Source organism: Mesobacillus sp. (assembly GCF_047739415.1).
Taxonomy (GTDB): domain Bacteria; phylum Bacillota; class Bacilli; order Bacillales; family Cytobacillaceae; genus Mesobacillus.
Genome location: NZ_JBIQOE010000250.1, coordinates 12,460 through 36,493, shown reverse-complemented (window position 1 = coordinate 36,493; position 24,034 = coordinate 12,460). Strand labels below are relative to the sequence as shown.

At 41.7% G+C, this 24,034-nt stretch carries 29 protein-coding genes; 24 read left to right on the top strand and 5 right to left on the bottom strand.

The window, feature by feature from the left end:
* The 5 genes from ACH0QE_RS19635 (at window position 1) to ACH0QE_RS19615 (ending at window position 4,691) form a co-directional block, all read left to right on the top strand.
* Complete coding sequence (locus tag ACH0QE_RS19635) at window positions 1–1,032, top strand: helix-turn-helix domain-containing protein (RefSeq protein WP_415802172.1); 1,032 nt, start codon at window positions 1–3, stop codon at window positions 1,030–1,032.
* A complete protein-coding gene (locus ACH0QE_RS19630; RefSeq protein WP_415802171.1) occupies window positions 1,023–2,522 on the top strand; it encodes a RecQ family ATP-dependent DNA helicase in 1,500 nt (499 codons plus the stop codon). The genes ACH0QE_RS19635 and ACH0QE_RS19630 overlap by 10 nt, the downstream gene beginning before the upstream one ends.
* Window positions 2,522–3,124, top strand: a complete 603-nt coding sequence (locus ACH0QE_RS19625; RefSeq protein ID WP_415802170.1) for a CPBP family intramembrane glutamic endopeptidase — start codon at window positions 2,522–2,524, stop codon at window positions 3,122–3,124. The genes ACH0QE_RS19630 and ACH0QE_RS19625 overlap by 1 nt, the downstream gene beginning before the upstream one ends.
* A complete protein-coding gene (locus tag ACH0QE_RS19620) occupies window positions 3,117–3,842 on the top strand; it encodes a LysM peptidoglycan-binding domain-containing protein (protein ID WP_415802169.1) in 726 nt (241 codons plus the stop codon). The genes ACH0QE_RS19625 and ACH0QE_RS19620 overlap by 8 nt, the downstream gene beginning before the upstream one ends.
* A gap of 390 nt (window positions 3,843–4,232) precedes the next feature.
* A complete protein-coding gene (locus tag ACH0QE_RS19615) occupies window positions 4,233–4,691 on the top strand; it encodes a YpbF family protein (RefSeq protein WP_415802168.1) in 459 nt (152 codons plus the stop codon).
* A gap of 30 nt (window positions 4,692–4,721) precedes the next feature.
* Here the strand turns inward: ACH0QE_RS19615 and ACH0QE_RS19610 are convergent, their stop codons facing one another.
* The 3 genes from ACH0QE_RS19610 to ACH0QE_RS19600 are packed head-to-tail and all read right to left on the bottom strand — an operon-like array spanning window position 4,722 to window position 5,805.
* Entirely contained in the window at window positions 4,722–5,291 is a 570-nt protein-coding gene (locus tag ACH0QE_RS19610; RefSeq protein ID WP_415802167.1) for a manganese catalase family protein, read from the bottom strand.
* A 26-nt stretch (window positions 5,292–5,317) separates the two neighbouring features.
* Complete coding sequence (locus ACH0QE_RS19605) at window positions 5,318–5,578, bottom strand: spore coat protein CotJB (protein ID WP_415802166.1); 261 nt, start codon at window positions 5,576–5,578, stop codon at window positions 5,318–5,320.
* A complete protein-coding gene (locus ACH0QE_RS19600) occupies window positions 5,575–5,805 on the bottom strand; it encodes a spore coat associated protein CotJA (RefSeq protein ID WP_023627506.1) in 231 nt (76 codons plus the stop codon). Before ACH0QE_RS19600 ends, ACH0QE_RS19605 begins: the two co-directional genes overlap by 4 nt.
* Before the next feature lie 144 nt (window positions 5,806–5,949).
* Here ACH0QE_RS19600 and ACH0QE_RS19595 point away from each other — a divergent pair, with 144 nt between their 5' ends.
* The 7 genes from ACH0QE_RS19595 (at window position 5,950) to ACH0QE_RS19565 (ending at window position 12,212) form a co-directional block, all read left to right on the top strand.
* Window positions 5,950–6,582 (top strand): CBS domain-containing protein, encoded by a 633-nt coding sequence (locus tag ACH0QE_RS19595; RefSeq protein WP_415802165.1) that lies wholly within the window; start codon window positions 5,950–5,952, stop codon window positions 6,580–6,582.
* 62 nt (window positions 6,583–6,644) lie between these two features.
* Window positions 6,645–7,031: a hypothetical protein gene (locus tag ACH0QE_RS19590; RefSeq protein WP_415802164.1), complete on the top strand. Its 387-nt coding sequence runs from the start codon at window positions 6,645–6,647 to the stop codon at window positions 7,029–7,031.
* A 23-nt stretch (window positions 7,032–7,054) separates the two neighbouring features.
* Window positions 7,055–7,843 (top strand): metallophosphoesterase, encoded by a 789-nt coding sequence (locus tag ACH0QE_RS19585; protein WP_415802163.1) that lies wholly within the window; start codon window positions 7,055–7,057, stop codon window positions 7,841–7,843.
* 64 nt (window positions 7,844–7,907) lie between these two features.
* The gene (locus ACH0QE_RS19580; RefSeq protein WP_415802162.1) at window positions 7,908–8,819 is read left to right on the top strand and encodes a MerR family transcriptional regulator; all 912 of its coding nucleotides are present in this window, start codon (window positions 7,908–7,910) and stop codon (window positions 8,817–8,819) included.
* A 65-nt stretch (window positions 8,820–8,884) separates the two neighbouring features.
* Window positions 8,885–9,469: a genetic competence negative regulator gene (locus tag ACH0QE_RS19575; RefSeq protein ID WP_415802161.1), complete on the top strand. Its 585-nt coding sequence runs from the start codon at window positions 8,885–8,887 to the stop codon at window positions 9,467–9,469.
* Between the two features lie 352 nt (window positions 9,470–9,821).
* Window positions 9,822–11,099: a Glu/Leu/Phe/Val family dehydrogenase gene (locus tag ACH0QE_RS19570; RefSeq protein WP_415802160.1), complete on the top strand. Its 1,278-nt coding sequence runs from the start codon at window positions 9,822–9,824 to the stop codon at window positions 11,097–11,099.
* Window positions 11,100–11,237: 138 nt separating this feature from the next.
* The gene (locus tag ACH0QE_RS19565) at window positions 11,238–12,212 is read left to right on the top strand and encodes a YpdA family putative bacillithiol disulfide reductase (protein ID WP_415802159.1); all 975 of its coding nucleotides are present in this window, start codon (window positions 11,238–11,240) and stop codon (window positions 12,210–12,212) included.
* 304 nt (window positions 12,213–12,516) lie between these two features.
* Here ACH0QE_RS19565 and ACH0QE_RS19560 read toward each other — a convergent pair whose 3' ends face one another.
* A complete protein-coding gene (locus ACH0QE_RS19560) occupies window positions 12,517–13,488 on the bottom strand; it encodes an asparaginase (RefSeq protein WP_415802158.1) in 972 nt (323 codons plus the stop codon).
* A 103-nt stretch (window positions 13,489–13,591) separates the two neighbouring features.
* On the opposite strand from ACH0QE_RS19560, the gene prsW reads away from it, so the two are divergent.
* The 9 genes from prsW (at window position 13,592) to fni (ending at window position 21,721) form a co-directional block, all read left to right on the top strand.
* Window positions 13,592–14,263, top strand: a complete 672-nt coding sequence (prsW, locus tag ACH0QE_RS19555; protein ID WP_415802157.1) for a glutamic-type intramembrane protease PrsW — start codon at window positions 13,592–13,594, stop codon at window positions 14,261–14,263.
* A 114-nt stretch (window positions 14,264–14,377) separates the two neighbouring features.
* Window positions 14,378–15,142, top strand: a complete 765-nt coding sequence (sleB, locus tag ACH0QE_RS19550; protein WP_415802156.1) for a spore cortex-lytic enzyme — start codon at window positions 14,378–14,380, stop codon at window positions 15,140–15,142.
* Window positions 15,143–15,154: 12 nt separating this feature from the next.
* Window positions 15,155–16,501 carry a germination protein YpeB gene (gene ypeB / locus ACH0QE_RS19545; protein WP_415802155.1) on the top strand — a complete coding sequence of 449 codons (1,347 nt, stop codon included), beginning with the start codon at window positions 15,155–15,157 and terminating at the stop codon, window positions 16,499–16,501.
* A gap of 502 nt (window positions 16,502–17,003) precedes the next feature.
* Window positions 17,004–17,663 carry a flagellar brake protein gene (locus ACH0QE_RS19540; protein WP_415802154.1) on the top strand — a complete coding sequence of 220 codons (660 nt, stop codon included), beginning with the start codon at window positions 17,004–17,006 and terminating at the stop codon, window positions 17,661–17,663.
* Between the two features lie 62 nt (window positions 17,664–17,725).
* A complete protein-coding gene (locus tag ACH0QE_RS19535; protein ID WP_415802153.1) occupies window positions 17,726–17,908 on the top strand; it encodes a YpfB family protein in 183 nt (60 codons plus the stop codon).
* Between the two features lie 183 nt (window positions 17,909–18,091).
* A complete protein-coding gene (cmk, locus tag ACH0QE_RS19530; RefSeq protein WP_415802152.1) occupies window positions 18,092–18,766 on the top strand; it encodes a (d)CMP kinase in 675 nt (224 codons plus the stop codon).
* Between the two features lie 2 nt (window positions 18,767–18,768).
* Entirely contained in the window at window positions 18,769–19,350 is a 582-nt protein-coding gene (locus tag ACH0QE_RS19525) for a lysophospholipid acyltransferase family protein (RefSeq protein ID WP_415802190.1), read from the top strand.
* A gap of 154 nt (window positions 19,351–19,504) precedes the next feature.
* Window positions 19,505–20,644 carry a 30S ribosomal protein S1 gene (gene rpsA, locus ACH0QE_RS19520; protein WP_415802151.1) on the top strand — a complete coding sequence of 380 codons (1,140 nt, stop codon included), beginning with the start codon at window positions 19,505–19,507 and terminating at the stop codon, window positions 20,642–20,644.
* A 12-nt stretch (window positions 20,645–20,656) separates the two neighbouring features.
* A complete protein-coding gene (gene fni / locus ACH0QE_RS19515; protein WP_415802150.1) occupies window positions 20,657–21,721 on the top strand; it encodes a type 2 isopentenyl-diphosphate Delta-isomerase in 1,065 nt (354 codons plus the stop codon).
* 108 nt (window positions 21,722–21,829) lie between these two features.
* Here fni and ACH0QE_RS19510 read toward each other — a convergent pair whose 3' ends face one another.
* Complete coding sequence (locus ACH0QE_RS19510; protein WP_084135440.1) at window positions 21,830–21,973, bottom strand: YpzI family protein; 144 nt, start codon at window positions 21,971–21,973, stop codon at window positions 21,830–21,832.
* Window positions 21,974–22,183: 210 nt separating this feature from the next.
* Between ACH0QE_RS19510 and ACH0QE_RS19505 the strand changes: the two genes are divergently transcribed.
* From ACH0QE_RS19505 to ACH0QE_RS19495, 3 genes are read left to right on the top strand one after another with little or no spacing between them, the layout of a single operon-like run.
* A complete protein-coding gene (locus ACH0QE_RS19505; protein ID WP_415802149.1) occupies window positions 22,184–22,795 on the top strand; it encodes a YphA family membrane protein in 612 nt (203 codons plus the stop codon).
* A complete protein-coding gene (locus tag ACH0QE_RS19500; protein ID WP_415802148.1) occupies window positions 22,792–23,685 on the top strand; it encodes a YIEGIA family protein in 894 nt (297 codons plus the stop codon). The genes ACH0QE_RS19505 and ACH0QE_RS19500 overlap by 4 nt, the downstream gene beginning before the upstream one ends.
* On the top strand, window positions 23,682–23,867 hold the full coding sequence (locus ACH0QE_RS19495) for a capping complex subunit for YIEGIA (RefSeq protein WP_415802147.1): 186 nt from the start codon (window positions 23,682–23,684) through the stop codon (window positions 23,865–23,867). Before ACH0QE_RS19500 ends, ACH0QE_RS19495 begins: the two co-directional genes overlap by 4 nt.
* The last annotated feature ends 167 nt before the right edge of the window (window positions 23,868–24,034 follow it).

The window sequence follows — 24,034 nt, the reverse complement described above, 5'->3', positions numbered from 1 at the left end:
TTGTCAATATTGAAAAAAATCAATGGTGAAAGAACCATCTATTCGTTATTTCATCTTTTACAGGGAAAGCGATCCTCTCAAACGATTCAGGACGCGCACTTATATAAAATCACCCCATATTTTCATACATATCCCTCAGTTACCCGAGATGGACTCGAAAAAATGATCAACCGGTTGCAGCAAAGAGGGCTGGTTGAGGAAATAGCAGATACGAAGGTAATATTAACAACGAAGGGCGAAGCAGCCCTGGAACAGCAGATGTCAGAATACAGGCTTCCTGACTATCTAAATGGCTGGAAATATCACCAGGTGACTGATTCTTTTTGGGAGAGGCTGACACTGCTTATTCAGGTGAGTTCCAATCTGATTAACCATGAGCGTTTCTTTATACCTGTCAGGAATAAGCGAGAAACCCTTACCTGGGTAAAACAATACATTAGGCAACAAAATGAAGATCGATATAAGCTGGCAGAAAGGCTGTATGGTGAGCTTATATCTGCACTAGATAATGAAAAGACGAAGCCGGAACTGGTTGTTTTAAGGTTGACAGGCTACAGGAAAATTGGATTGACGACTATGCAGGCTGCTGAGTGGATTGGGCTGGAACCTGCACACTATCATTTCGAATTCCTGAATTGCTTACATGCAATGTTTGAAAGGGTCCTGGCGGATTCACATGCCTTTCCGTTACTGAACGGATTGATCAAAAAGGCAGAGCGTAACGTTCCTTTGACGATTTCGACAGATAAGACATATAAATTAATCCAGAAGGGTTATACCCTGGAAGAGATAGCGGCTGTCCGCAACCTAAAACAAAGTACAATTGAAGATCATGTTGTGGAAATTGCTCTTTCTATCAAGGAATTCAATATAGACCACTATGTTCTTCTGAATAAAAGGGATAGCATTCTTCATGCAGCACAGCGGAATTCTGCTAAAAAGTTAAAGCAAATCAAGGAACAAGTGGCTGATGCTTCTTATTTTGAAATCAGGCTTGTCCTGGCTAAATATGGTGATGTGGAATGGAGTTAAAAAGATATTTAAAAAAGTATTTTAAGTTCGAGGATTTCCGTCCAGGGCAGGAAGAAACGATTGAATCCGTTTTAGAAGGAAAACATACGATTTCAATGCTGCCGACTGGAACGGGAAAGTCCCTATGCTATCAACTTCCGGGCTATCTTGTGAACGGGCCAGTATTGATTGTTTCGCCGCTGCTGTCACTAATGCAGGATCAGGTTGAGCAAATGATGGCTATGGGTGAAAAGAGAGTAATTGCCTTGAATTCCTTTTTGTCGCCACAGCAAAAGGCCAAAGCCCTGGAAGAACTCGAAAGGTTTCGGTTTATTTTCATATCTCCAGAAATGCTGGGGATTGAATCTGTATTGAAACGGATCAGGAAATTGTCTGTATCACTGTTCGTTGTGGATGAGGCCCACTGTATCTCTCAATGGGGATACGATTTTAGGCCGGACTACCTTAAGCTTGGAGAATTCAGGGAGAAGCTTGGACAACCATTGACGCTTGCGCTAACAGCCACAGCGTCAAAGGAAGTTCGAAAGGATATTGCCGAAAAGCTCCATTTAGGAGATTGGAATGAGGTTGTATATTCTGTAGACCGCCCTGCTATTTCACTTGCTTTGGAGTTTGCATCTACCTTTCAGGATAAGCTGGACCGGACAGTTGAGCTGGTGAAATATTTAAAGGGGCCCGGGATTATCTATTTTTCCAGCAAAAAAGTCGCTGAGCAAACTGCAGCGCATATGAGAGCAAAAGGAATCAAGAATGCCATGGCATATCATGGGGGACTGGATTCAGAAAGCCGGGTCCTCATACAGCAGCAATTCATCAATGGTCAACTTGACGTCGTATGTGCTACCAGCGCTTTTGGAATGGGAATAAATAAAGAAAATGTCCGATATGTGATTCATTTCCACATGCCGATGCAAATTGAGTCCTACCTTCAGGAAATAGGAAGAGCAGCAAGGGATGGCCGCGATTCAACTGCCATCCTGATATACTCGCCAGGGGACGAACAACTGGCCTATCAGCTCGCTGAAGGTGAGCTCCCTGATCAATATCAGATTGAAAGACTGTTTACCTTTTTAATCGATAACCATATAATTTATAAAAATTTAACCGACCGCTCTGAAGAGCTATCAATGATATGCGGCTTCACCGAGATTCAATGGAGGATTGTCGAAGATTACCTGTCTAATATAGAAGCGCTGGATTATAAGGTAGACAAACAGAGCCTCCTCCACTTGATCGAAAATCGCTTGGAGGTAAAACATACGAAAATTAAGAAGATGCTTGGCTGGGTTCATACAAAGGAATGTAAGAGGAAAGTGATTTTGGAAATGTTCGGCGAAGAATTGCAGGAACGGCCACGGAATTGCTGCGGCAGCTGTGGAATAGATATGGACCATTATAAAGAAACCGAACCATCCAGTGAACAATCGCTAGCTGCGATGGACTGGAAGCAGGAATTGGCTTCAATCCTATTGATGAGAGAGCGGATATAATGAAAGATGAATATAAGGAAACAGTGGCTGGACTTACTGAAAAAGAACTACTTTTCCACTTAGTTGCTACGCAAATTTTACTATTAACGATTTCAACTATATTAGGTATGATATTGTTTGATAGCTTAACTGAATTCAAAGGATTATTTATTTGGGCTGATTGGAACATATTATCCATCGGGTTATTTGCTGGTCTGGCAATTGTGGCTTTGGACTTCACCCTTATGAAATATCTGCCAAAGTCGTACTACGACGATGGCGGCTTGAACGAAAGGATATTTAGAAATAGAAGTGTATTCCAAATCATGCTTATTGCGGCGATGGTAGCAATCAGTGAGGAAATCCTTTTTAGGGGAGTCATCCAGACAAATACTGGGTTAATCATATCGAGCCTGATTTTTGCAGTCGTTCATTACCGCTATCTGTTTAATTGGTTTTTGTTTACTAATATTATCTTATTGAGTTTCTTGATTGGCTATATTTATATGGTGACAAATAATCTTGTAGTTACGATCGTGATGCATTTTATTATTGATTTTATTTTAGGATTGATCATTAAATTCAGGACTCAAGCAACAACTGGGGGTACAGACAGTGAATAAGGAAAAACCTATCAGGGACCAGGCAGAGCGACTGAGAAAAAGGGTGGAACGTAAATCTGAGCATTCTGTTGAGAAAAAGGAATCCCTTCCTCCAAGAAGTGAGATGCATAGGCAAAAACAGAAAAAAACGAAAGTCAAAGTAAAATACCCTGTCATCAGGTTGATGGCTCTGTTTTTCATCTTGCTGCCTATTTCTTTTTTCAGCATCATCTCTTATCTGGATGGCGCAAAGATGCCTTTGAATAAGTCGCTGGAACGTGCCGGAGTGGAAATGATTAATGTTGAAAGTCGGGATGATGGAAAAGGTGAGGACCAGGTAGAAGACCAAGAGGCACCATCGTATGAAGAAATTGCTGATCCAAAGGAAATCGATGTTGTGGCAGCCGGGCCTGCACCATCTAGCAGCGGGGACAAAAACACTGCCGAACCCCCTGGTGACAGTGAAGATAAAGAAAGCGGAAAAATAACACCTCCAGCTTCTGCCGAGCCTAAGAATGAGCCATCAGATACAGAAGGCACCAAAGCTACAGTTGAAGGCGAATCGGGAAGCAGTGAAAAGATCATTTATCATACAGTCAAACCGAATGAAACATTATTCAGAGTAGCGATGACCTATTATAAATCCCAGGAAGGCATCCCAATCATCAAAAAAGCAAACAACATCCAGGGAAATGAAATTCAGGCAGGACAAGTATTAAAGATACCCATCAAAAATTAGCCAATGTTACAAAGAGGCTGATTAATATCTGATGTCTTTTTAGATTATCTGAAAAACCATAACGAAAAAACCGGATTAGTCCATATTTATGGAATTTAGTCCGGTTTTTTCTTGTTTTGAATCTTATTTTTGAATCGCAATATCATAACTCCATGGACAAGTTCATAAAAATTATAAAAGGCTGTTTTCGTAAAGAATGTTGTTAAAATTCTAAAGCCGATTTTAACGTGATAAAAAACCATTTTGTAGTTCGGTATTAAGTGTGCAAGCTCTTTTCTCATAATAAGCTTTAATTTTTTGTGAAGAAGAAAAATAGGTCATTCAATCCTATTTTGTTGTCATTAGCAACAAAGTTTGAGAAAAGAGCTTTATAAAAGGGGAGGGCTTGCCATGGAACAGGAAATCGAGAACCTGGATGATCGTACGGATCCTGCAACTAAAAGGATGCTTCAGAATGTAATTGACCGAAAGAAAAAGTTTGACCGGTATAAATCCCGACATCTTTTGTCAGTTTGGGTGACGATTGGGTTGATATCGCTCTATTTCTATTATCTTTACATTACTGTGTTAAAGCCGTATTCTTATTCTTTCGCGGAGATTTTTTCGGTGTATGTCCAGAATTCCGCGAATTTATATTTCCTCATCTTGACGGTCGGGACATATGGGTTGATGATCCTGTTCAAGGAGAAGCGTGAAAAGGCTGAGAAAGAATACCAGGCGCTTCGTTGTGAAATAGTAGACCGAAGTAAGGATTTATGGAAAAAAGAAGAAGAGTGGAAGAACCGCCATATAGTGTTTGATATGATGAAGAAAAAGTTTGATATTAACTTGTTTCACGAAAATAAATAGAAGCATCCAAAACGGATGCTTCTATTTATTTTAGAATACTCGCTTTTTTCCTTGTTCATCCTTGAGAATTTCCACTGCTTCACGGAAGCGCTGGGAGTGGATGATTTCGCGTTCTCGTAGGTATCGTAATCCATCATTCAGGTCAGGGTCATCGCTCATATTGATGATCCATTGATAAGTGGCCCTTGCTTTTTCTTCCGCAGCGATATCTTCATACAGGTCTGCTATTGGATCTCCTTTAGCAGCGATATAGGAGGCAGTCCATGGCACACCTGCGGCATTATTATAGAAAAGGGCGCTATCATGGTTCGCATAGTGTGCGTCTAGGCCTGCCTGCTTCATTTGCTCAGGTGTGGCATCCTTAGTCAATTTGTAAATCATTGTGGCGATCATTTCCAAATGGGCGAATTCTTCTGTACCAATATCAGTCAATAACCCGATTACCTTATCAGGAATAGTATAACGCTGGTTTAAGTATCGCAGTGCAGCAGCAAGCTCTCCATCAGCTCCGCCATATTGCTCTACCAGGAATTTAGCGAGCATGGGGTTACAGGTGCTAACTTTTACGGGATATTGCAATTTTTTTTCATAAAGCCACATGTTCCTTACCCCCTCCTAATTGGAATTTAGATTTGCCATGGCCAAGGACCGTCATCCCAATTCCAGGGATAACCTGAATAGCTGTTGCCGTATTGCTGGAGAGGTCCATACATGCTTTCAACGACCTTTTTTAGCCGGCGTCTTTCTTTTGCGAACTGATTGAACTGGTTGATGGCATCATAATCCTCTGGATGGGTATCTAAGTACAGCGTGAGGTCCACGAGAACAAAATCAACAGCCTGGAGTTCTTCCATTGCAGCATAAAATTCCTTCGGCAACTGCTTCATGAGTGATCATCCTCCCTTGGAGCTTCGTATGGCGAATACCAAGGATCATAAAAAACCTTCCACAGTGTCCCTGTTCTTAATGCTTGCATTGGAGTGAACTGTTCTAGATTGGGCGGCTGGAAGCCCAGAAATAAATTTGGCGGCGTAGAGTACGTTTTTGCCTTAATAGGCGGACAAGGATCGAAGGGACTGGCGTACGGATACCATACTCTTCTATGTGTAGACAAACTAAGCCCTCCTCTAAATAAACTTCATTTCATTTTATGAGTAAAATTTCATTTCATGTTAAATTTATCTGGCATGCAGGGATTTTTATAAATCTGTAGAATTATATTAAGATATGGCAGTACTTTAAATTTGAGGTGAGTTGAATGTTTGTTAAAAGTATCATGATACCGAAGTACAAATGCATTACTGTACAACAGGATGAGACATTGCTAAGCGTGTTAGAAAAGTTGGATGGTAATGAGATTGATGGAGTTCCAGTATTGGATGGTGACAAATATGTAGGTGTCGTCACAAGACATGGAATTTATCAGAAATTCTTTAATACCGGTGGACAAAAGGATGAATTTCTGCAAAGCAAATATGCGAAGGATATTTTGACTCTACAGGATCAAATCCTCCATGGAATTGAGGTTTTCGAAACAACATTAGTAAAATTGAAAGATATTCCGTTAATGGCGGTAATAGATGAGAATGGGAAATTCCAGGGAGCTGTAACCCGCTCAGATGCTCTGGATCAATTCCAGAGTGCTTTTGGTGTCCATAGAGAGGGTGTCAGGATCGCGTTTACTTCTGTAGAAACGGAAGGCCGTATCGCAAGGCTGGCTGATATTGCTCACCAGTTCCATGAACATATTATCTCTTTGGTTACTTTTGATGAGACAGACAAGCTCGTCCGCAGGATTGTAATGAAAGTAGAAAAGAAAGACAACATTGACAAGTTTGTCAAGAAGCTGGAAGAGTCAGGATTCCGCATTCTTGATATTCACGAAGTTTGATTTTTTTCTATACGGAAATAAGGACAAGGGCCTTTCATACATTGTGTATGGGAGGTTTTTGTATGCTTTGGAAAGTTTTCAGGATGGTCATTGGACTGCTTTGCGGTTACCTGTTTGTCATATCACTGTCAGCAATATTTCCGTTCCACCTTGGGGAGTTACTGGGTGAGATTATTATAAATCCATTTGAGTTCCTTGCCGGGGCAGTGGCTCTTGTATTCGGTATGTATGCAATCGGAGGATTGCTCAGGGATGGTGGAGTAGCAGTCATATGTGCATATAAAGGAAATAAAAACGTAGTACCTGATATTATTTTAGCAATTACCTGTCTAGGCTCATTTTTTCTGCTATCACCTTTAGGAGCTTGGCAGACAGCAGTATTTTTCGTTTTCTGCTTGCTTTATGGTATGATGTCATTTAGCTCACCAGAGGACACAAATGAAAGCTAGATAAAGTATTGCGGGAGGCAGAAATGGATTTAATTTATTTTATATTTGGAATGCTGCTGATCGGCAGCTTCCTTCTACTATATATGTATCGCCAGGCCTTTACAGACAGAGTGCTGGAGCAGGAAATCAGGTTGCAGGAATTTCCGGAGAGCTTTGGGTCTGTCAAAATCTTTTTTATATCAGATATCCATAAGCGGATTATTCAAGATTCAATAATCAGCGAGGTGAAAGGAAAGGCCGACATTGTGATTATTGGAGGCGATCTCGCAGAAAAAGGCGTTCCTTTGGAAAGGGTTTCTGACAATATAGAAAAATTAAAAACGATTGCCCCGATATTCTTCGTCTGGGGAAACAATGATTATGAATTCAATTCCCATGAACTGGACTCACTTCTGTATCACTTGGGTGTTAAAGTACTAGACAACACAGCGGTTAAATTTGAATCGAGTACTGGGGAAGTATTGCATATTTTTGGCATTGATGATTTAAGTCTTGGCAAAAGCAGGCTGGACCTGGCAATGCAGGATGCGGGTGAAGAAGGATTCCGGATTCTTGTAAGCCATAACCCTGCCATCGTCAACAGTATCAAGCCAGAACACAATATTAGCCTCGTTTTAAGTGGGCATACCCATGGGGGGCAGATCAGGTTATTCGGGTTCGGTCCTTATGAATTAGGCGGTATTAGAACGAAGAATGGTACAACGGTGCTGACCAGCAATGGATACGGCACAACAGGTGTCCCTCTTAGACTTGGAGCCAGAGCGGAAACCCATCTTCTTACATTGGTTGCGGATTCCAAAACAGCAGATTGAAGTTTTACATGGGTGCAGCAACACGTCTATAATCTGTAGTACAGGTAATAACGGAGGTTTTAGGATGGGGAACGGCGCAGGAAAATATAATATTAAAGCAGTATCCAAAATTCTTGGTATCCAGCCTGGGACACTTAGGGCCTGGGAGAGAAGATATCAGATGATTGCCCCTGTCAGAAATGAATCCGGCCATCGACTGTATACCGAGGAACATGTAGAAATTTTGCGGTGGCTGATTTCTAAAATAAATCAAGGCTTCACAATCAGCCAGGCTGTGTCTTTGCTTGAAAACTCAGCTTTATCAATGGAAAAGACTGAAGTGCCTAGAAGGGACATGGTGGATGAGATTGGAGACAAACTGTTGACTGCACTGCTTGAGTTCAATAGTTTCAAAGCCCATGAATTGATTAACCAGGCCTTTAGTTTGTTTACAATTGACAAAACTGTTATTGATTTATTAGGCCCGATTTTGATTAAGGTGGGCGATTTGTGGGAAGAGGGAAGTATAACGACTGCACATGAGCATTTTGCTTCGTCATTTATACGTTCGAGAATTGAAGGATTATCAAACTCATTTCCGCATAATTCTTTCCTGCCAAAGTCAATAGCTGTATGCGGGCCCGGAGAAAGACATGAACTAGGTTTACTAATCTATACATTGTACCTCAGGCGAAAAGGATTTGAGGTAGTCTTCCTAGGCACAAGCCTGGCTGAGAATGATCTTGAGGTAGTGGTCGAAAAGGTAAAACCCAAGTTCCTCTTCTTATCGTGCACTCTCGATGAAAATAGAGAGGCAACTTTAAAGCTTGCCGAGGAGATCAAGAAAGTCTATCCAGATCTTATTATTGGGCTAGGTGGTATAGCAATTGACTCCATGCCGCTAGAACAGCAGGAAGAATATCAAGAGAACATTGTAGGCATGACAAGAGCGGAATGGGAAAAATGGTTGAAAAAGCGCATTGAACAATTTAAATAACTCACCAACCTGCGATATTTTCATAAACTAAAATAAGAGCTTTGTCGATGGCAGGGGGCATGAATATGCGCTTAGAACGATTAACCAACAATAAAATAAAGATATTCCTTACGATAGATGACTTATCCGACCGGGGATTGACCAAAGAGGATATATGGAAGGATTCTTTAAAATGGCACCAGCTTTTTCATGATATGCTCGAGGAGGCCAGCGAGGAATTCGATTTGGAAATCATCGGTTCAGTTGCAGTGGAAATATTCTCATTGCACGCCCAGGGAATGGTCATGATCGTTACAATGATCGAACAGGATGAAGATGAGGAGCAGTTTGATGATGGGATTATAGAAATGCAGGTCACGGTCGATGGAAGCGAAGACATTTTGTTTGAATTCGAAAATGTCGAGGACGTGATCCAGCTGGCAAAAAGACTCTTGGATGCCGGTATTGACGGAGGCAGCCTGCATTTCATGAATGACCATTATTATTTGCTTATGAATGGAATATTGCCTGATGAGACCAATAAGACAGTGTCATTAATGGCAGAATACGGAGTTCCATCAATATTGAGCATCCACAGACTGCTTGAATATGGGAACGAGATTATGGAAGAACGTGCAGTCGAAAGCCTTGTCCATTATTTTATGAAATAATGGATAGGCTTCGGCTTTTTTTATGGAAGATATTGTGTTGTAAAGGTGCTTTTGGAATTAGGTCTTTTAGGCAAAAATATACCTGATTGCCGAGGTAGGATTTTCAGAAAATTATGATGGAATTGACTTCAAATTAGACTCATAGAATACAGTCATGTCACCAAGGGATGTCTTATTATTCAGTCAATTTATTATCAAGTCAATAATAATAGGGGCTTGAATGTTATCGTTTTCATTTAATAATCAAAAAATGCGGAAAACTGTTTTTTTCTTCTTGCATAAAATATCCAAAGGTGTATACTAATCCATGAAAGCAGACAACATCCGCAAAAGTGATTTAGGAGGTTTATCAATGGTAGCCGCAAACGGTAATGAAAATCCAAATAAAGAAGACAAACATGACGTCTTACGATCTACACAAACTGTTATTCACAAGGCTTTGGAAAAACTCGGATACCCTGATGAGGTTTTTGAGCTTTTAAAGGAGCCGCTCAGGATGATGACAGTGAAAATTCCTGTCAGAATGGATGACGGATCTGTTAAAGTCTTTACTGGCTACCGGGCGCAGCACAATGATGCAGTGGGTCCAACAAAGGGAGGAATACGTTTCCATCCAAACGTTACGGAGAAAGAGGTAAAAGCCTTATCAATCTGGATGAGCTTGAAATGTGGCATTGTCGATCTGCCGTACGGCGGCGGAAAAGGCGGGATTGTTTGTGATCCTCGTGATATGTCGTTCAGGGAACTGGAAAGATTGAGCCGAGGATATGTCCGTGCGATCAGCCAAATCGTAGGACCAACAAAAGACATCCCGGCACCTGATGTTTTCACGAACTCGCAGATTATGGCTTGGATGATGGATGAATATAGCCGTATAGATGAATTTAACTCTCCAGGATTCATTACAGGCAAGCCGCTGGTACTCGGTGGTTCACATGGTCGTGAATCAGCAACAGCAAAAGGGGTTACGATTTGTATCCGCGAAGCTGCAAAGAAAAAGGGAATCGAGCTTGAAGGCGCAAGAGTGGTTGTCCAGGGGTTTGGAAATGCCGGAAGCTACTTAGCCAAGTTCATGCATGATGCTGGTGCGAAGATCATCGGTATTTCAGATGCATACGGGGCACTGCATGACCCAGACGGACTTGATATCGATTACTTGCTTGATCGTCGCGACAGCTTTGGGACAGTAACTAAACTATTCAATAATACTATTACAAATAAAGAGTTGTTGGAGCTTGATTGTGATATTCTTGTTCCAGCTGCGATAGAAAATCAGATTACCGAAGAAAATGCCCACAATATCAGGGCTAGTATCGTCGTTGAGGCTGCAAACGGGCCAACGACTTTGGAAGCAACAGAAATCCTGACAGAACGTGGCATCCTGCTTGTGCCGGACGTACTTGCCTCCGCTGGTGGAGTAACCGTTTCTTACTTTGAATGGGTGCAAAACAATCAGGGGTATTACTGGACGGAAGAAGAAGTCGAAGACAAGCTTGAAAAAGTCATGGTGAAATCCTTTGACAGCATTTACGACACTGCGCAGACTCGCAGAGTTGACATGCGCCTGGCAGCATATATGGTCGGCGTTAGAAAGATGGCAGAAGCCAGCAGATTCAGAGGATGGATTTAACATTCCAAAAACTTCACTTTAATAAAATAAAGGGTTCTTCATTGAATCTTAAGACGAAATCTCCTATCATTTAATGATAGGAGATTTTTTATATGTCCTGATACGGTTTATATAGATATTAAGGAGTGATTTTACAACATGAACAAGGAAGATATCATCATTGTCGGGGGCGGTCCCTGTGGCCTTGCCGCTGCGATTGCTTTGAAGAAAAAGGGTTTAAATCCGCTTATCATCGAAAAAGGAAATATCGTGAATGCGATTTATAATTATCCCACTCATCAAACCTTCTTCAGCAGCAGTGAAAAGCTAGCGATTGGCGATGTACCCTTCATAACCGAGAACCTTAAACCAAAGCGTAATCAGGCGCTGGTTTATTATCGGGAAGTCGTCAAGCGGGAAAAGCTTAGAATCAATAAATATGAGAGGGTCACAGAAATAGTAAAAAGACAAGAATCCGTCTTTGAGGTAATAACGGATAAACAGAAATACACCTCAGAAAATATCGTCATCGCCACAGGTTACTATGATAATCCCAACTTCATGGGCATTCCAGGTGAAGAACTTGAAAAGGTATCTCACTACTTCAAGGAAGCGCATCCTTTCTTTGATATGGATGTCGCGGTCATTGGCGGTAAAAACTCAAGCGTGGATGCAGCGATCGAGCTGGAAAAGGCAGGGGCACGTGTGACCGTATTGTACCGGGGAGCCGAATATTCTCCAAGCATCAAACCGTGGGTTCTGCCAGAATTCGAGGCACTTGTTAGAGAGGGCGTTGTAAAGATGGTATTTAGTGCGGAAGTCAAAGAAATCACTGAAGACTTCATTGTTTATGAACATGAAGGGCAAACGGTGAAAATGAAAAATGACCATGTATTCGCAATGACTGGATACCGGCCGGACCACGCCTTCCTTAAAAAAATGGGTGTCAAAATTGAGGCAGAAACAGGACGGCCCCATTTTGATCCGGAAACAATGGAAACAAATGTACCAGGAATATTTATTGCTGGAGTCATTGCCGCTGGGAACAACGCAAACGAAATATTCATCGAAAATGGACGCTTCCATGGCGGACAGATTGCAGAAGCGATATTCAGTAGAACCAGGAATGGATGAAGGCCGGGGTTCTCCCGTCTTTTACGTTTTTCAGGGGTGAATGTTGTTGCGGAACGAATGCTGCGGAGGCAATTAATATTATAGGTGCCCTGTTTTTCCCGAAATCGAATATTTAGGTCACCAATAGGAATTATTGACGCCCTTTATTTCCAAAAGAAATAGGTCTCTAACTCCAATCTGTTCAATGGGTGACATTTATTCTGGGAAAAGGGCAGAGTTACATGAAAAGTTGGAACAAACCAAAGAAAAAAGCGGTGTCTGATTGCATTCGGGACACCGCTTTTTCATATATTATCACGGACTACTAAAACATGAACATCTCAGCAATTTCATCCATATTATCCGTTTTAGTAAGTGCGACAAGCAGTTTGATTCTTGCTTTCTGGCCGTTGAGGCCGTTTGAGAAGATGACGCCCAGTTCCTTCAGGTGCTTGCCTCCGCCTTCATAGCCGTATACATCCTGGACAATGCCGGCAAAGCTTCTTGAAACAATGACGACCGGAATATTATTTTTAATTAAGTCCTTTACTCCCTCAAGTGCAGCCGGTGGAAGGTTGCCTTGTCCAAGTGCTTCGATCACCACTCCATCCACTTTTAAGCCTAGAATCGCTTTAAGGATCGATGAATCCATTCCTGCGTACGCTTTTATCAGAGAGACTTTCTTGCTGATGTCCAGAACAGGGTAGTTTTCATGTTTCGTAGGTGTATGGTGGAAAAGAACACCTCTTTTTGTAACAATGCCAATCGGGCCGTATTGTGGGCTTTGAAAGGTTGAGATATTGCTAGTATGCGTTTTGGTCACGTTGACTGCCGTGTGGATTTCGTCATTAAGGACAACAAGGACACCCTTACCTTTTGCATCTGGGCTGGAAGCAACCCTTATGGACGAAATTAAATTATAGAGTCCATCAGATCCGATTTCATTGCTCGACCGCATGGCGCCAGTAACCACGACTGGGAAGCTGGCCTGGCAGGTGAGGTCCAGGAAATATGCTGTTTCTTCAAGTGTATCTGTTCCATGGGTGATTACGGCTCCATCGATGTTGCCCTTTTTATCATAATCCTCAAGGATGTATTTTAACTCCATCATCTCTTTTGGTGTGATATGAGGGGAGGGCAAATTGAAGGGCTCTTCAACAACAAGGTCAGCCAAACCGGATAAATGATCAGTTCCCTGTGTTAAAGGGTTATTTGTCCCGGGTTTAACTGCTCCACTTGTATCCTCGCTCATGGAAATGGTACCGCCAGTATGAATCAATAAAATATTTTTCTTCAAAACTATTACCTCCGAAAGACCATTGAGAAAGAATAATAAATCCATTTTCTTTCCTCTAATTACATGATACGATTAAAAAAACGAATTGAAAAGAGGACAGCATATGCTGGGAATAGTTACTGCCGGGGTAGCTCCGGGTCTGGCGCTGTTAAGTTATTTTTACTTAAAGGACCAATATGAGTCAGAGCCGCTTTCTCTGGTTTTTAAAATGTTTATTTTCGGTGCATTGCTTGTATTTCCAATTATGTTCATTCAATATGTACTCTCTGCCGAGGGATTGTTCCAGGATGATTTCACTAAAGCATTCGGGACGGTTGGCCTTTTGGAGGAATTTTTTAAATGGTTTATTCTTTATTACACGATTTACCAGCACATCGCCTTTGATGAACCTTATGATGGAATCATATACAGTGTTTCAGTGTCACTAGGCTTCGCATCAGCTGAAAATATTTTTTACCTGCTTGCCAATGGTCTCCAGGACGCGCTTGGCAGGGCGCTGTTGCCTGTTTCCAGCCATGCTCTCTTTGGAGTCATCATGGGTTACTATATAGGTAAAGCGAAGTTTTCACCGGTGGTGCAAAAGAAGTGGATCATGCTTTCGTTAACGGTGCCCGTCCTTCTGCACGGGATGTATGATTTTATCCTGATGACCAGGGAAGACTGGATCGTATTGATGGTTCCATTTATGATTTTCCTTTGGTGGCTTGGTCTGCGAAAAGTGAAAAAAGCGAGAATATTGACGCTGCAACATATTGAGAAGCAATATCCAATCTGAGAAACTCTTCATTCTTAAAAAATGGAGGGTTTTTTTGTTTTGTGGAATAAAAGTCAACTCTTAACAAAAAATAGGAGTAATCTTTTAAGTTCACATCTTTGGGGGTTGCATTCAATGAAGAATTATCGGTCTATCTTGAAGGTGATGGCCGCGCTGGCTTTGATCATGTCATTTTTACAATTTAGCGAAGTCGATCAAAGGGCTGAGGCCTTTACTAGTCAGGTGTTGCAGCAGGGTTCAGTAGGAGACGATGTTATCGAACTCCAATCTCGTCTTAAGCATATTGGTTTTTATAATGGTAAGATCGACGGAGTATTCGGCTGGGGTACCTATTGGGCTCTGAGGAATTTCCAATACGAATTCGGACTGGAAATCGATGGAGTTGCAGGCTGGAAAACAAAACTTAAGCTTGCGAAGGCGACGCCAAATGCGAAAATTGCTTGGGGCGGCGAAAAAACAGATGGTGGGACTCAAACCCAGTCCGCACCTAAACCAGCCGCAGCAACAAACACACCGAATGGGTTCTCGCAAAATGATATACAACTTATGGCGAATGCGGTTTATGGAGAAGCCAGGGGTGAACCGTATACCGGACAGGTAGCGGTTGCGGCGGTAATCCTAAACCGGTTGGATAGCGCCACATTCCCGAATACAATATCCGGGGTAATATTCGAACCGAGGGCGTTCACAGCAGTGGCTGATGGCCAAATCTGGTTAACGCCAAATGAGACAGCGAAAAAGGCTGTTCTTGATGCCATCAATGGCTGGGATCCTACAGGCAGTGCTTTATACTACTTCAATCCCGATACTGCAACCAGCGCTTGGATTTGGTCGCGACCGCAAATCAAAAAGATTGGGAAACATATTTTTTGTAAATAGGGGTGAGTTGAATTGCTAAGAGGAATAGCCATTGCAGTCCTGGTTATAGGAATTGCCGGAACAGCATTCTGGGGGTATCAGGAGCACAGGGAAAAAACAGCAGTACTGATCAATGCAGAAAACAATTATCAAAGGGCTTTTCATGACCTGACATATCAAATTGACTTACTGAACGATAAAATTGGTACAACGCTTGCGATGAATTCAAGAAGTTCATTGTCGCCTCAATTGGCGGAAGTTTGGAAAATCACTTCACAGGCCCATAATGATGTCGGCCAGCTACCATTGACATTATTGCCCTTCAATAAAACAGAAGAGTTTTTGGCGAATGTAGGGAATTTCAGTTATAAAGCAGCGATACGTGATCTGGATAAAGAACCATTAACAGAAAAAGAATATTCGACGCTCAAGACCCTGTATGAGCAATCAGGTGAAATTCAGCAGGATTTAAGAAAAGTCCAGTATATGGTACTGGAAAATAATCTTCGCTGGATGGATGTAGAGCTAGCCCTTGCGACTGAAAAAGGACAAACCGATAATACCATCATCGACGGTTTCAAGACTGTCGAAAAGACAGTTGAAGGGTATTCGGAAACAGATTTTGGACCAGCTCAGATCAACCTTCAGCTAAAGGATGAAAACTTTAAGAAGCTGCCTGGTGATAAAATCTCAAAGGAAGATGCGGTCCAGATCACCAGGAAATATACCCCCATCAAAGGCGGTGAAGTAAAGGTAACCACAAATGGCAAAGGATCGGATTATGGTTTTTTCAGTGTATCGATCCAAAATCCAGAAACAAACCTGGAAGCGAGTATGGATATAACCAAAAAAGGTGGCTATCCAATCTGGTTCTTGCTTGATCGGGATGTGAAGAATCAAAAGCTTAGTCTCAATGACGCTTCTAATAAGGCAATTACCTTTTTAAAGGATCATAATTTTGAAAATCTTGATCTCTTCGAAAGCGCCCAATATGATAACATTGGAGTTTTTACATTCGTAGGAACACAGGACGGCATAAGGGTTTATCCAGATGCCATCAATATGAAGGTCGCGTTGGATAACGGCGATGTGATCGGTTTTTCAGCAGAGGATTATTTAAAATCCCATAAAGCAAGGAAAATCCCGCAAGCAGGCATTGAAATAGAAGAGGCTAAAAAGAAAGTCAATCCAAACCTCAAAGTGATGGATGAGAAGAAAGCAATAATCCTGAACGACCTGAATGAAGAGGTGTTATGCTATGAATTCACCGGAGTTCTCGGCAATGATACCTTCAGGATTTATATCAATGCAGAAGACGGTACAGAAGAAAAAGTAGAAAAACTTCAAAACGCTGAACCAGTATATGAAGATGTCGTTTAAGGGAAAGCCAAGGGCTTTTCCTGTTTTTTTATTTGTTAAAGCGTATTGTTGTTTTAAGTCCTGTTGATTGTAGTGGAAGGCGCGTAGACTCCTCCGAAAATGCTAACGCATTTCCATCGTGCGTGGGCAGGTTCGAGGAAGCTTAATCAATGTCCTGCGGGATCAGCTGAACAGGTGAGACCCCACAGGAGCTTGCTCCGAGGAGGCTCACCGCCAGCCCCGAGGAAGAATTGCTTATGAAATAGACGGCAAGTGGTCTTTTTCATATTCTTCCCGCGGAAAGCGAAGCGCCTGGAACGGATACCAACAGTCAAATTTAACAAAGCACTTACTTTAAGGTTAAATTAGATATAAGACTCGTTGTAAAAATAATCCATTAAAGGACTATTGCACCAGCTTAGTCCGACATGTCATAATAAATATAAATTATATAGAGAGAACAGTTTACCAATCAAACAAAAATTAAAAACAGCATAGACAGAAGTGGGGAAGTGAGTTAGGTATGATTAAAATCGGTGATAACATCATCCTTGAACATAAGTATTCCGACAGCTTTGAACAGTATAAATGTAAAATGGTTGAGCGCAAAGGCAATGATTTGTATATTGATTATCCTGTTAACATGAATACTAACAGAACAGTGTTCTTGCTTGAGGGTACACCGTTGAAGGCTAATTTTGTAACCGGATCTGGTTCTCATTATTATTTTGACACGGAAGTGAAGGGAAGAATCAAGCTTAATATTCCGATGGTGATTCTTTCATATCCAGGCAAGGAGCGCCTTATCAAAGTCCAAAGAAGGCAATTCGTCCGGGTGGAAACTTCAGTGGATGTTGCTGTTTACTCTGGCAAGGGGGAATTCGCTCCATTTACAACTGTCACCGATGACATCAGTGCAGGAGGGGCTGCATTGCTGATAGATAAAAACAGCAGTGTGAAACAAGGTATGGAGGTTGCGTGCTGGTTTGTTCTTCCGATGCAAAATGGAGAATTTGAATACAAGAAATTTCATGGTAAGGTAGTTAGGATTATCGAAGGTCAAGGTCATATGAACAAAGCTTCTGTCCAATTTTTCGACTCATCGGGCACCGACAGGCAGGTGCTACTAAGGTTCTGCTTCGAAAGACAGCTTGAAATGAAGAAAAAAGGACTTCCAGTCTAAAAGGAATAAATATCTGGAAATGCTCCAATACTAGAATAAAAGTTTTTACAGGAGCATTAAAGATGAAAACAATTGAAAGAATCTTAATCAAGATCGCTATTATTCAATTTATTTTTTTGGTTATTGCCCAAGTATTTTTCCATGAATTCAATGCTTTCCCTGAACTTAAACAAATTACTCAATACGAGGGTGTTACTGACAATAATCATTCAGAAGTCCTGAAGTCATTCAGGAGCAAAGAGTAAGCAGGTGCTAAGCCTGCTTACTTTTTATGTTGCGGCATTCGATAGAATCCTCTATTGACAGGGGGATAGGACAAGTTTTGAAAAGTGCCTTAAAAAAAGTGTTGAATGACGAGGATTAAAAGATTTTTGTGTTAAAATATAAGAGTATATCAAGGAACAACAAGGAGTGTACCAGGAGGAAATATGAATAGACGAATTTCAATTGCCATAGACGGTCCTGCAGCGGCAGGAAAAAGTACGGTTGCCAAAATTGTAGCTGAAAAACTGACATATATTTACATCGATACAGGTGCGATGTACAGAGCACTTACATACAAGGCTTTGAAAAAAGGAGCCAGCCTGGATAATGAAGCAGAGTTGATTGAGATCTTAAACAATACATCAATCGAGCTAATGCCTGGAGAATCAGGCCAAAAGGTTTTGCTTGATGGTATCGAGGTCACCAATGAGATTAGGAGTGCTGAAGTTACCAATCAAGTATCATATGTAGCGGTGCATGAACTTGTCAGGAAAGAGATGGTCAAACGCCAGCAGCAGTTTGCAGTTGATGGCGGTGTGGTGATGGATGGAAGGGATATCGGCACTCATGTATTGCCGAATGCCGAGGTGAAGGTCTTTTTACTTGCTAGTGTTGAGGAAAGGGCACAGCGCCGGCATGCAGAGAATATCGAGAAAGGCTTCCCATCTGATCTGGAAAAGCTGAAAGAAGAGATTGCCGCACGTGACAAGATTGATTCGGAGCGGGAAGTAGCTCCTTTGAAAAAGGCAGATGATGCAATAGAAATTGATACAACATCTTTGTCGATTACAGATGTGGTAGACAAAATCATGGATTTGGCGCTTGAAAGGATCGGATGAAATTGACCGTTTATTCGTTTGCAAGGTCTTTAGTAAATACAGTATTAAAACCAATTTATCGGATTGAAGTGATTGGTAAAGAAAATATGCCTGCCGAGGGCGGCGTGCTTTTATGTGCCAATCATATTGACAATCTTGATCCTCCTGTAGTCGGGATCACAGCACCCCGTCCGGTCCATTTCATGGCGAAGGAGGAGCTATTCGCTGTCCCTGTACTTGGGAAAATTGTTCCTCACCTAAATGCTTTCCCCGTCAAAAGAGGTATGAGCGACAGGGAAGCTTTAAGAAAAGGGCTCGGAATTTTAAAGGATGGAAAGGTTTTAGGATTGTTTCCAGAGGGAACAAGAAGCAAGACAGGTGAAATGGGTAAGGGACTTGCAGGAGCAGGCTTCTTTGCGCTCCGGTCTGATGCTCATGTCGTTCCATGCGCAATCATCGGTCCATACAAAGCATTCAAGAAATTGAAGGTGGTATATGGAAAGCCTATCGATATGGTATCAATCAAGGAAAAAAAGTTAAATGCAGAACAGGCAACTGACTTGATCATGAGTGAAATCCAGGAACTTATTAACAAATATAAGTAATGTTTCTTGCTTGACAAAAATGTCTGTTTGTAAGAAGTTATTAAGAAGAGATATTTTTAGAATTTTCACTTAGTGGCTAATTAATGTGTTTTTAAAGTGGCTTTTTGCCACAAAGCATATATTTGCAGCAGTCATGGATTAAGGAGGAGTACATATGTCAGAAGATATGAATCAAATCGAGGTAAAAAACTTTGAGGCTGGCGACCGTGTCAAAGGCCAGGTAACGAAAGTGGAAGAAAAGCAGGTTTTAGTAGATATCGAAGGAAGCAAGCTCGATGGCATCATTCCGATTAGTGAACTATCAAGCCTTCATGTTGAAAAAGCTGAAGATGCAGTATCTGTCGGTGATGAGCTGGAGCTCGAAGTTCAAAAGGTTGAGGAAGAAGCTTTAATTCTCTCAAAGAGAAAAGTAGATGCTGTAAAAGCCTGGGAAGAACTAAAAGGCAAGTTTGAAAGTGGAGAAGTTTTCGATGCAGAAGTAAAAGATGTCGTTAAGGGCGGTCTGGTCGTTGACCTTGGCGTTCGCGGCTTTGTTCCGGCATCTCTAGTAGAATCCCACTTTGTGGAAGATTTCTCTGATTACAAAGGGAAAACTCTCAGCTTCAAAATTGTAGAGCTTGACCAGGAGAAGAATCGCTTGATTCTTTCACACCGTGCAGTCGTGGAAGAAGAGCAAGGCAAGAAGAAGCAGGACTTGCTTGCGGCTATCCAATCTGGACAGGTTATTCAAGGTACAGTCCAAAGGATCACAGACTTTGGTGCGTTCGTTGATATCGGTGGTGTTGATGGTTTAGTCCATATTTCACAGCTTTCCCATGAGCATGTTGAAAAGCCGTCTGATGTTGTACAGGAAGGCCAGCAGGTTCAAGTTAAAGTATTGAGCGTTGATCGTGATAATGAGCGTATATCGCTTTCAATCAAAGAAACACTGCCTGGACCATGGGCAGACATTGCTGAGAAAGCTCCAAAGGGCAGTACTTTAGAAGGTACTGTGAAACGTTTAGTTTCTTACGGTGCTTTTGTCGAAGTATTCCCTGGGGTTGAAGGCCTAGTCCATATTTCGCAAATTTCTCATAAGCATATCGGCACACCGCATGAAGTCCTTCAAGAAGGGCAGACTGTAAAAGTAAAGGTGCTTGACGTAAACAAGGAAGATCAAAGACTTTCACTTAGCATGAAGGAGTTCGAAGAAAGAGAAAGCAATGAAGCATTTGACTATGAACTTCCTGAAGAAACAAAAGGTTTCAGCTTAGGTGATATGATCGGAGACAAGCTAAAGAATCTTAAACAGTAATGGTGATAAATAGTGTCAAGATCAAAACGTAAATGGGACCATATACAATATGCCCTCGAAACAGGCCAGAAGCGGCTAACCGGTTTTGATGATATTAAGTTTGTAAACCAAAGCTTGCCTGGATCAAGTCTTGATTCAGTAAAATTGGAAACTAGGATTGGCGAACTTTCTTTAAGTTCGCCAATTTTTATAAATGCAATGACAGGCGGCGGCGGAGAGAGGACTTACCGTATCAACCGTGAATTGGCGGTAGCGGCAAGAGAGACAGGATCTGCGATTGCTGTTGGATCGCAAATGGCTGCCCTGAAGGATCCGGAAGAACGAAGAAGTTATGAAGTAGTCAGGGAAATGCATCCTGATGGTATTATTCTTGCCAATCTGGGAAGTGAGGCAACGGTTGTGCAGGCAAAGGCTGCAATCGATATGCTTCAGGCAAATGCACTGCAAATTCATTTGAATGTAGTGCAGGAATTGACTATGCCTGAGGGAGACAGAAACTTTGAAGGTGCGTTAACGAGGATAATAGAGATCCAACAAAGTGTGGGAATTCCAGTAATCGTGAAAGAAGTTGGTTTTGGCATAAGTGCCGAGACTGCAGCTGAGCTCTTCTCTTCAGGGATACGCTATATTGATATTGGCGGATTTGGAGGTACCAATTTTGCGGAAATTGAAAATAAGCGGAGAAACCGTTTGTTAACGTTTTTCGAGGATTGGGGAATTCCGACTGCTGCCTCCATCATCGAAGCAAAATCTGCATCACCGGAGCTTTCCGTAATCGCTTCAGGAGGAATACAGACTAGCCTTGATATTGTTAAAGCACTTGCATTAGGTGCCGAGGGTGCAGCAATGGCTGGTTACTTGCTAAAAACCTTGATGGAAAATGGAACAGAAGATTTAATCAAGGAAATCCATCAGCTAAAAGATGAAATTACTGTCATTATGACAGCACTAGGTGTACATACAATTGAGGAGCTAAAAAATGCACCTATGGTCATATCAGGAGATACGCATCATTGGCTTGAACAAAGAGGTATTGATACGAAGACATTTGCTAGAAGGAAGAAAAATGATTTATAAAATAAAAACAGAGGGTCCCCTGCAAAAGCAGGGGACCCTTCTGTTTGTTGATTGATTAGCACGTAGCCTAATGGTGCAGCAAGTCATAAACTGTTCATTGGTCTAATTTTAGCTATACTTGCCGTCATTCAAGGAACGAGCTTCTTCAGGGCTTTGCATTTTAGCAGCTCCTGGGTAGTGCAGTGCCTGGTCACGGTCTGACTCCACTCGTCCGCTCTTCTTAAGTTTCTTTTCCTGTCTGTCTTTGCCCATAATATTACCTCCTGGTTATAAAATGAAAGCCTTACAGAGATTGTCCTGATCATCGGGCAAATTCCTGTGAATTGTCCATCAATCTAGAACTGTTTTTCTAGCTGTAATAAATGTACTGCTTTTCTTAACATGGAACAGGTGAAAAACTTTATGCAAAAAAGATTAAATTACATAAGTGATTACCATAATGGAAATGATAGGAGGGGTTGAATGGAAGGGTTGTATTTTTATTGGCTGGGGTGGATAGGTTGGGTTTGGACTACTTTCTTTATGAATAAAGATAATCCGCTTCGGTTGAAATGGACTGTTATGTTGCTTGCCGTCATTTTTGCGGCGCCTTTTACAATTGATGTGCTTATTTTTGAGCTCCACCTGTCTGCTTTTGCGATTGCCTTTTTTATATTTTTTGAAACAAGGCGTAAAAAGACAGGCTCATTTTTATATTTATTTTTATCTTCATTTATCATCATGCTTGCCTACACGAGTTTTTTAATGTTCGAATTATTCGACCCGGTCTGGGTGTTATTCGATCGGAAAATCATGCTTGGAGCAGCAGGTTTTTATCTGGCAGTCCTGTTACATAAAGATAGACATGATCGCATTTTGGCTTTGATTTCAGGCTTTTTGCAGGGTGATATATTATTTTCTGCTATCCTATGGAAATTTAATTTTCCATATGCTGCTGCATCCATGGTTTTTATGGACATATTGTTCATATCTCTAGGGTTGCTTCTTGCCTGGTCAGCTATTGAATCAATGATTTCGGTCATGTCGGGAAGTACAATAAACCAAGTTGAAGGGGAGGAACAAAAGACTTCATGAATGAATACACGTTACCAATTGTATTCGGAATTGCTATAGGGACGTTATCGAGACTTTTTATGCTAAGGACCGATTATCGTCAGTATCCAACATATTTGCATGGGAAAATCATTCATGTAGCTCTCGGATTTATTGCAGCTGGACTTGGAACAGTTGCCGGCCCTGCAATCATGGAGGAGGAATTCACGGCGATTACCTTCTTGACCCTGGCGGCGTCACAATTCAGGGAAGTCAGGAATATGGAGAGAAATACCCTTACCGAACTCGATAGCTATGAACTTGTATCCCGGGGGAAAACATATATCGAGGGCATTGCGATTGCTTTTGAGAGCCGCAATTACCTGGTTATTTTCACCTCTCTTGTCAGCACACTTGCATACCTGATTTTGAATATCTGGGCTGGACTCATTGCCGCGGTCATTGCGGTGCTTATCTCTCATAAGTTGATGTCAGGCGGGAAACTAAAAGATATTGTAGAAATTGAATATATGGAGCCTCGGTTTGAAGGTGCCGGGTTGTATGTAGATAATATTTATATTATGAATATTGGTCTTCCAGAAAGGCAGAAAGAGGTACTTCGTTATGGAATGGGGTTTATTTTAAAGCCAAAAAACATGAATGCCCGGTCTACAATTGCGAACCTTGGACAGAGACAGGCCGTGCTGCATGACTTGTCAACCGCCCTGGGGGTTTATCGTGATTCTGGTACACCTGCGCTCGTTCCGTTGGCGAAAAGGGATCTGGACGATGGCAGAGTAGGGGTATTCGTGCTGCCACAGGAACGGGATATCGAGCGTGCGATAACGGTGATTGGTGATGTACCAACACTGGAGAACGCAATCAGGATGCCTTCAGAGAAAAAGAGCAATGAAGGGAGTGGGGCTCTATGATGCTTGAGAAATTCGTCCTTGCCGCCATCACAACGAACCCTAAAAAAGTGCCATCCGGAACCGCTGTTTTTCATTGCGATTCAAAGGAAGAAATGGAGAAGGTCGCTGCAAACCTCGAAGCAATCCTGGATGGAATCGCTCATGCCCTGACGGAGGATCTTTATATTATCGTAAAACACTGACAAGAAATGTTTTCATTGCCTGTTTAAGGCATCTTTTGATAAACTGATTAAGCCAGACCCTTCTGTACTCAAGAAGGGTTTATTTTATAAGTGTCGTCAAGGCATTAAATTAATAATGAGAACTATAGAATTTTGAGTTTGAAATTGTTATGGCTCAGGTCATTGAC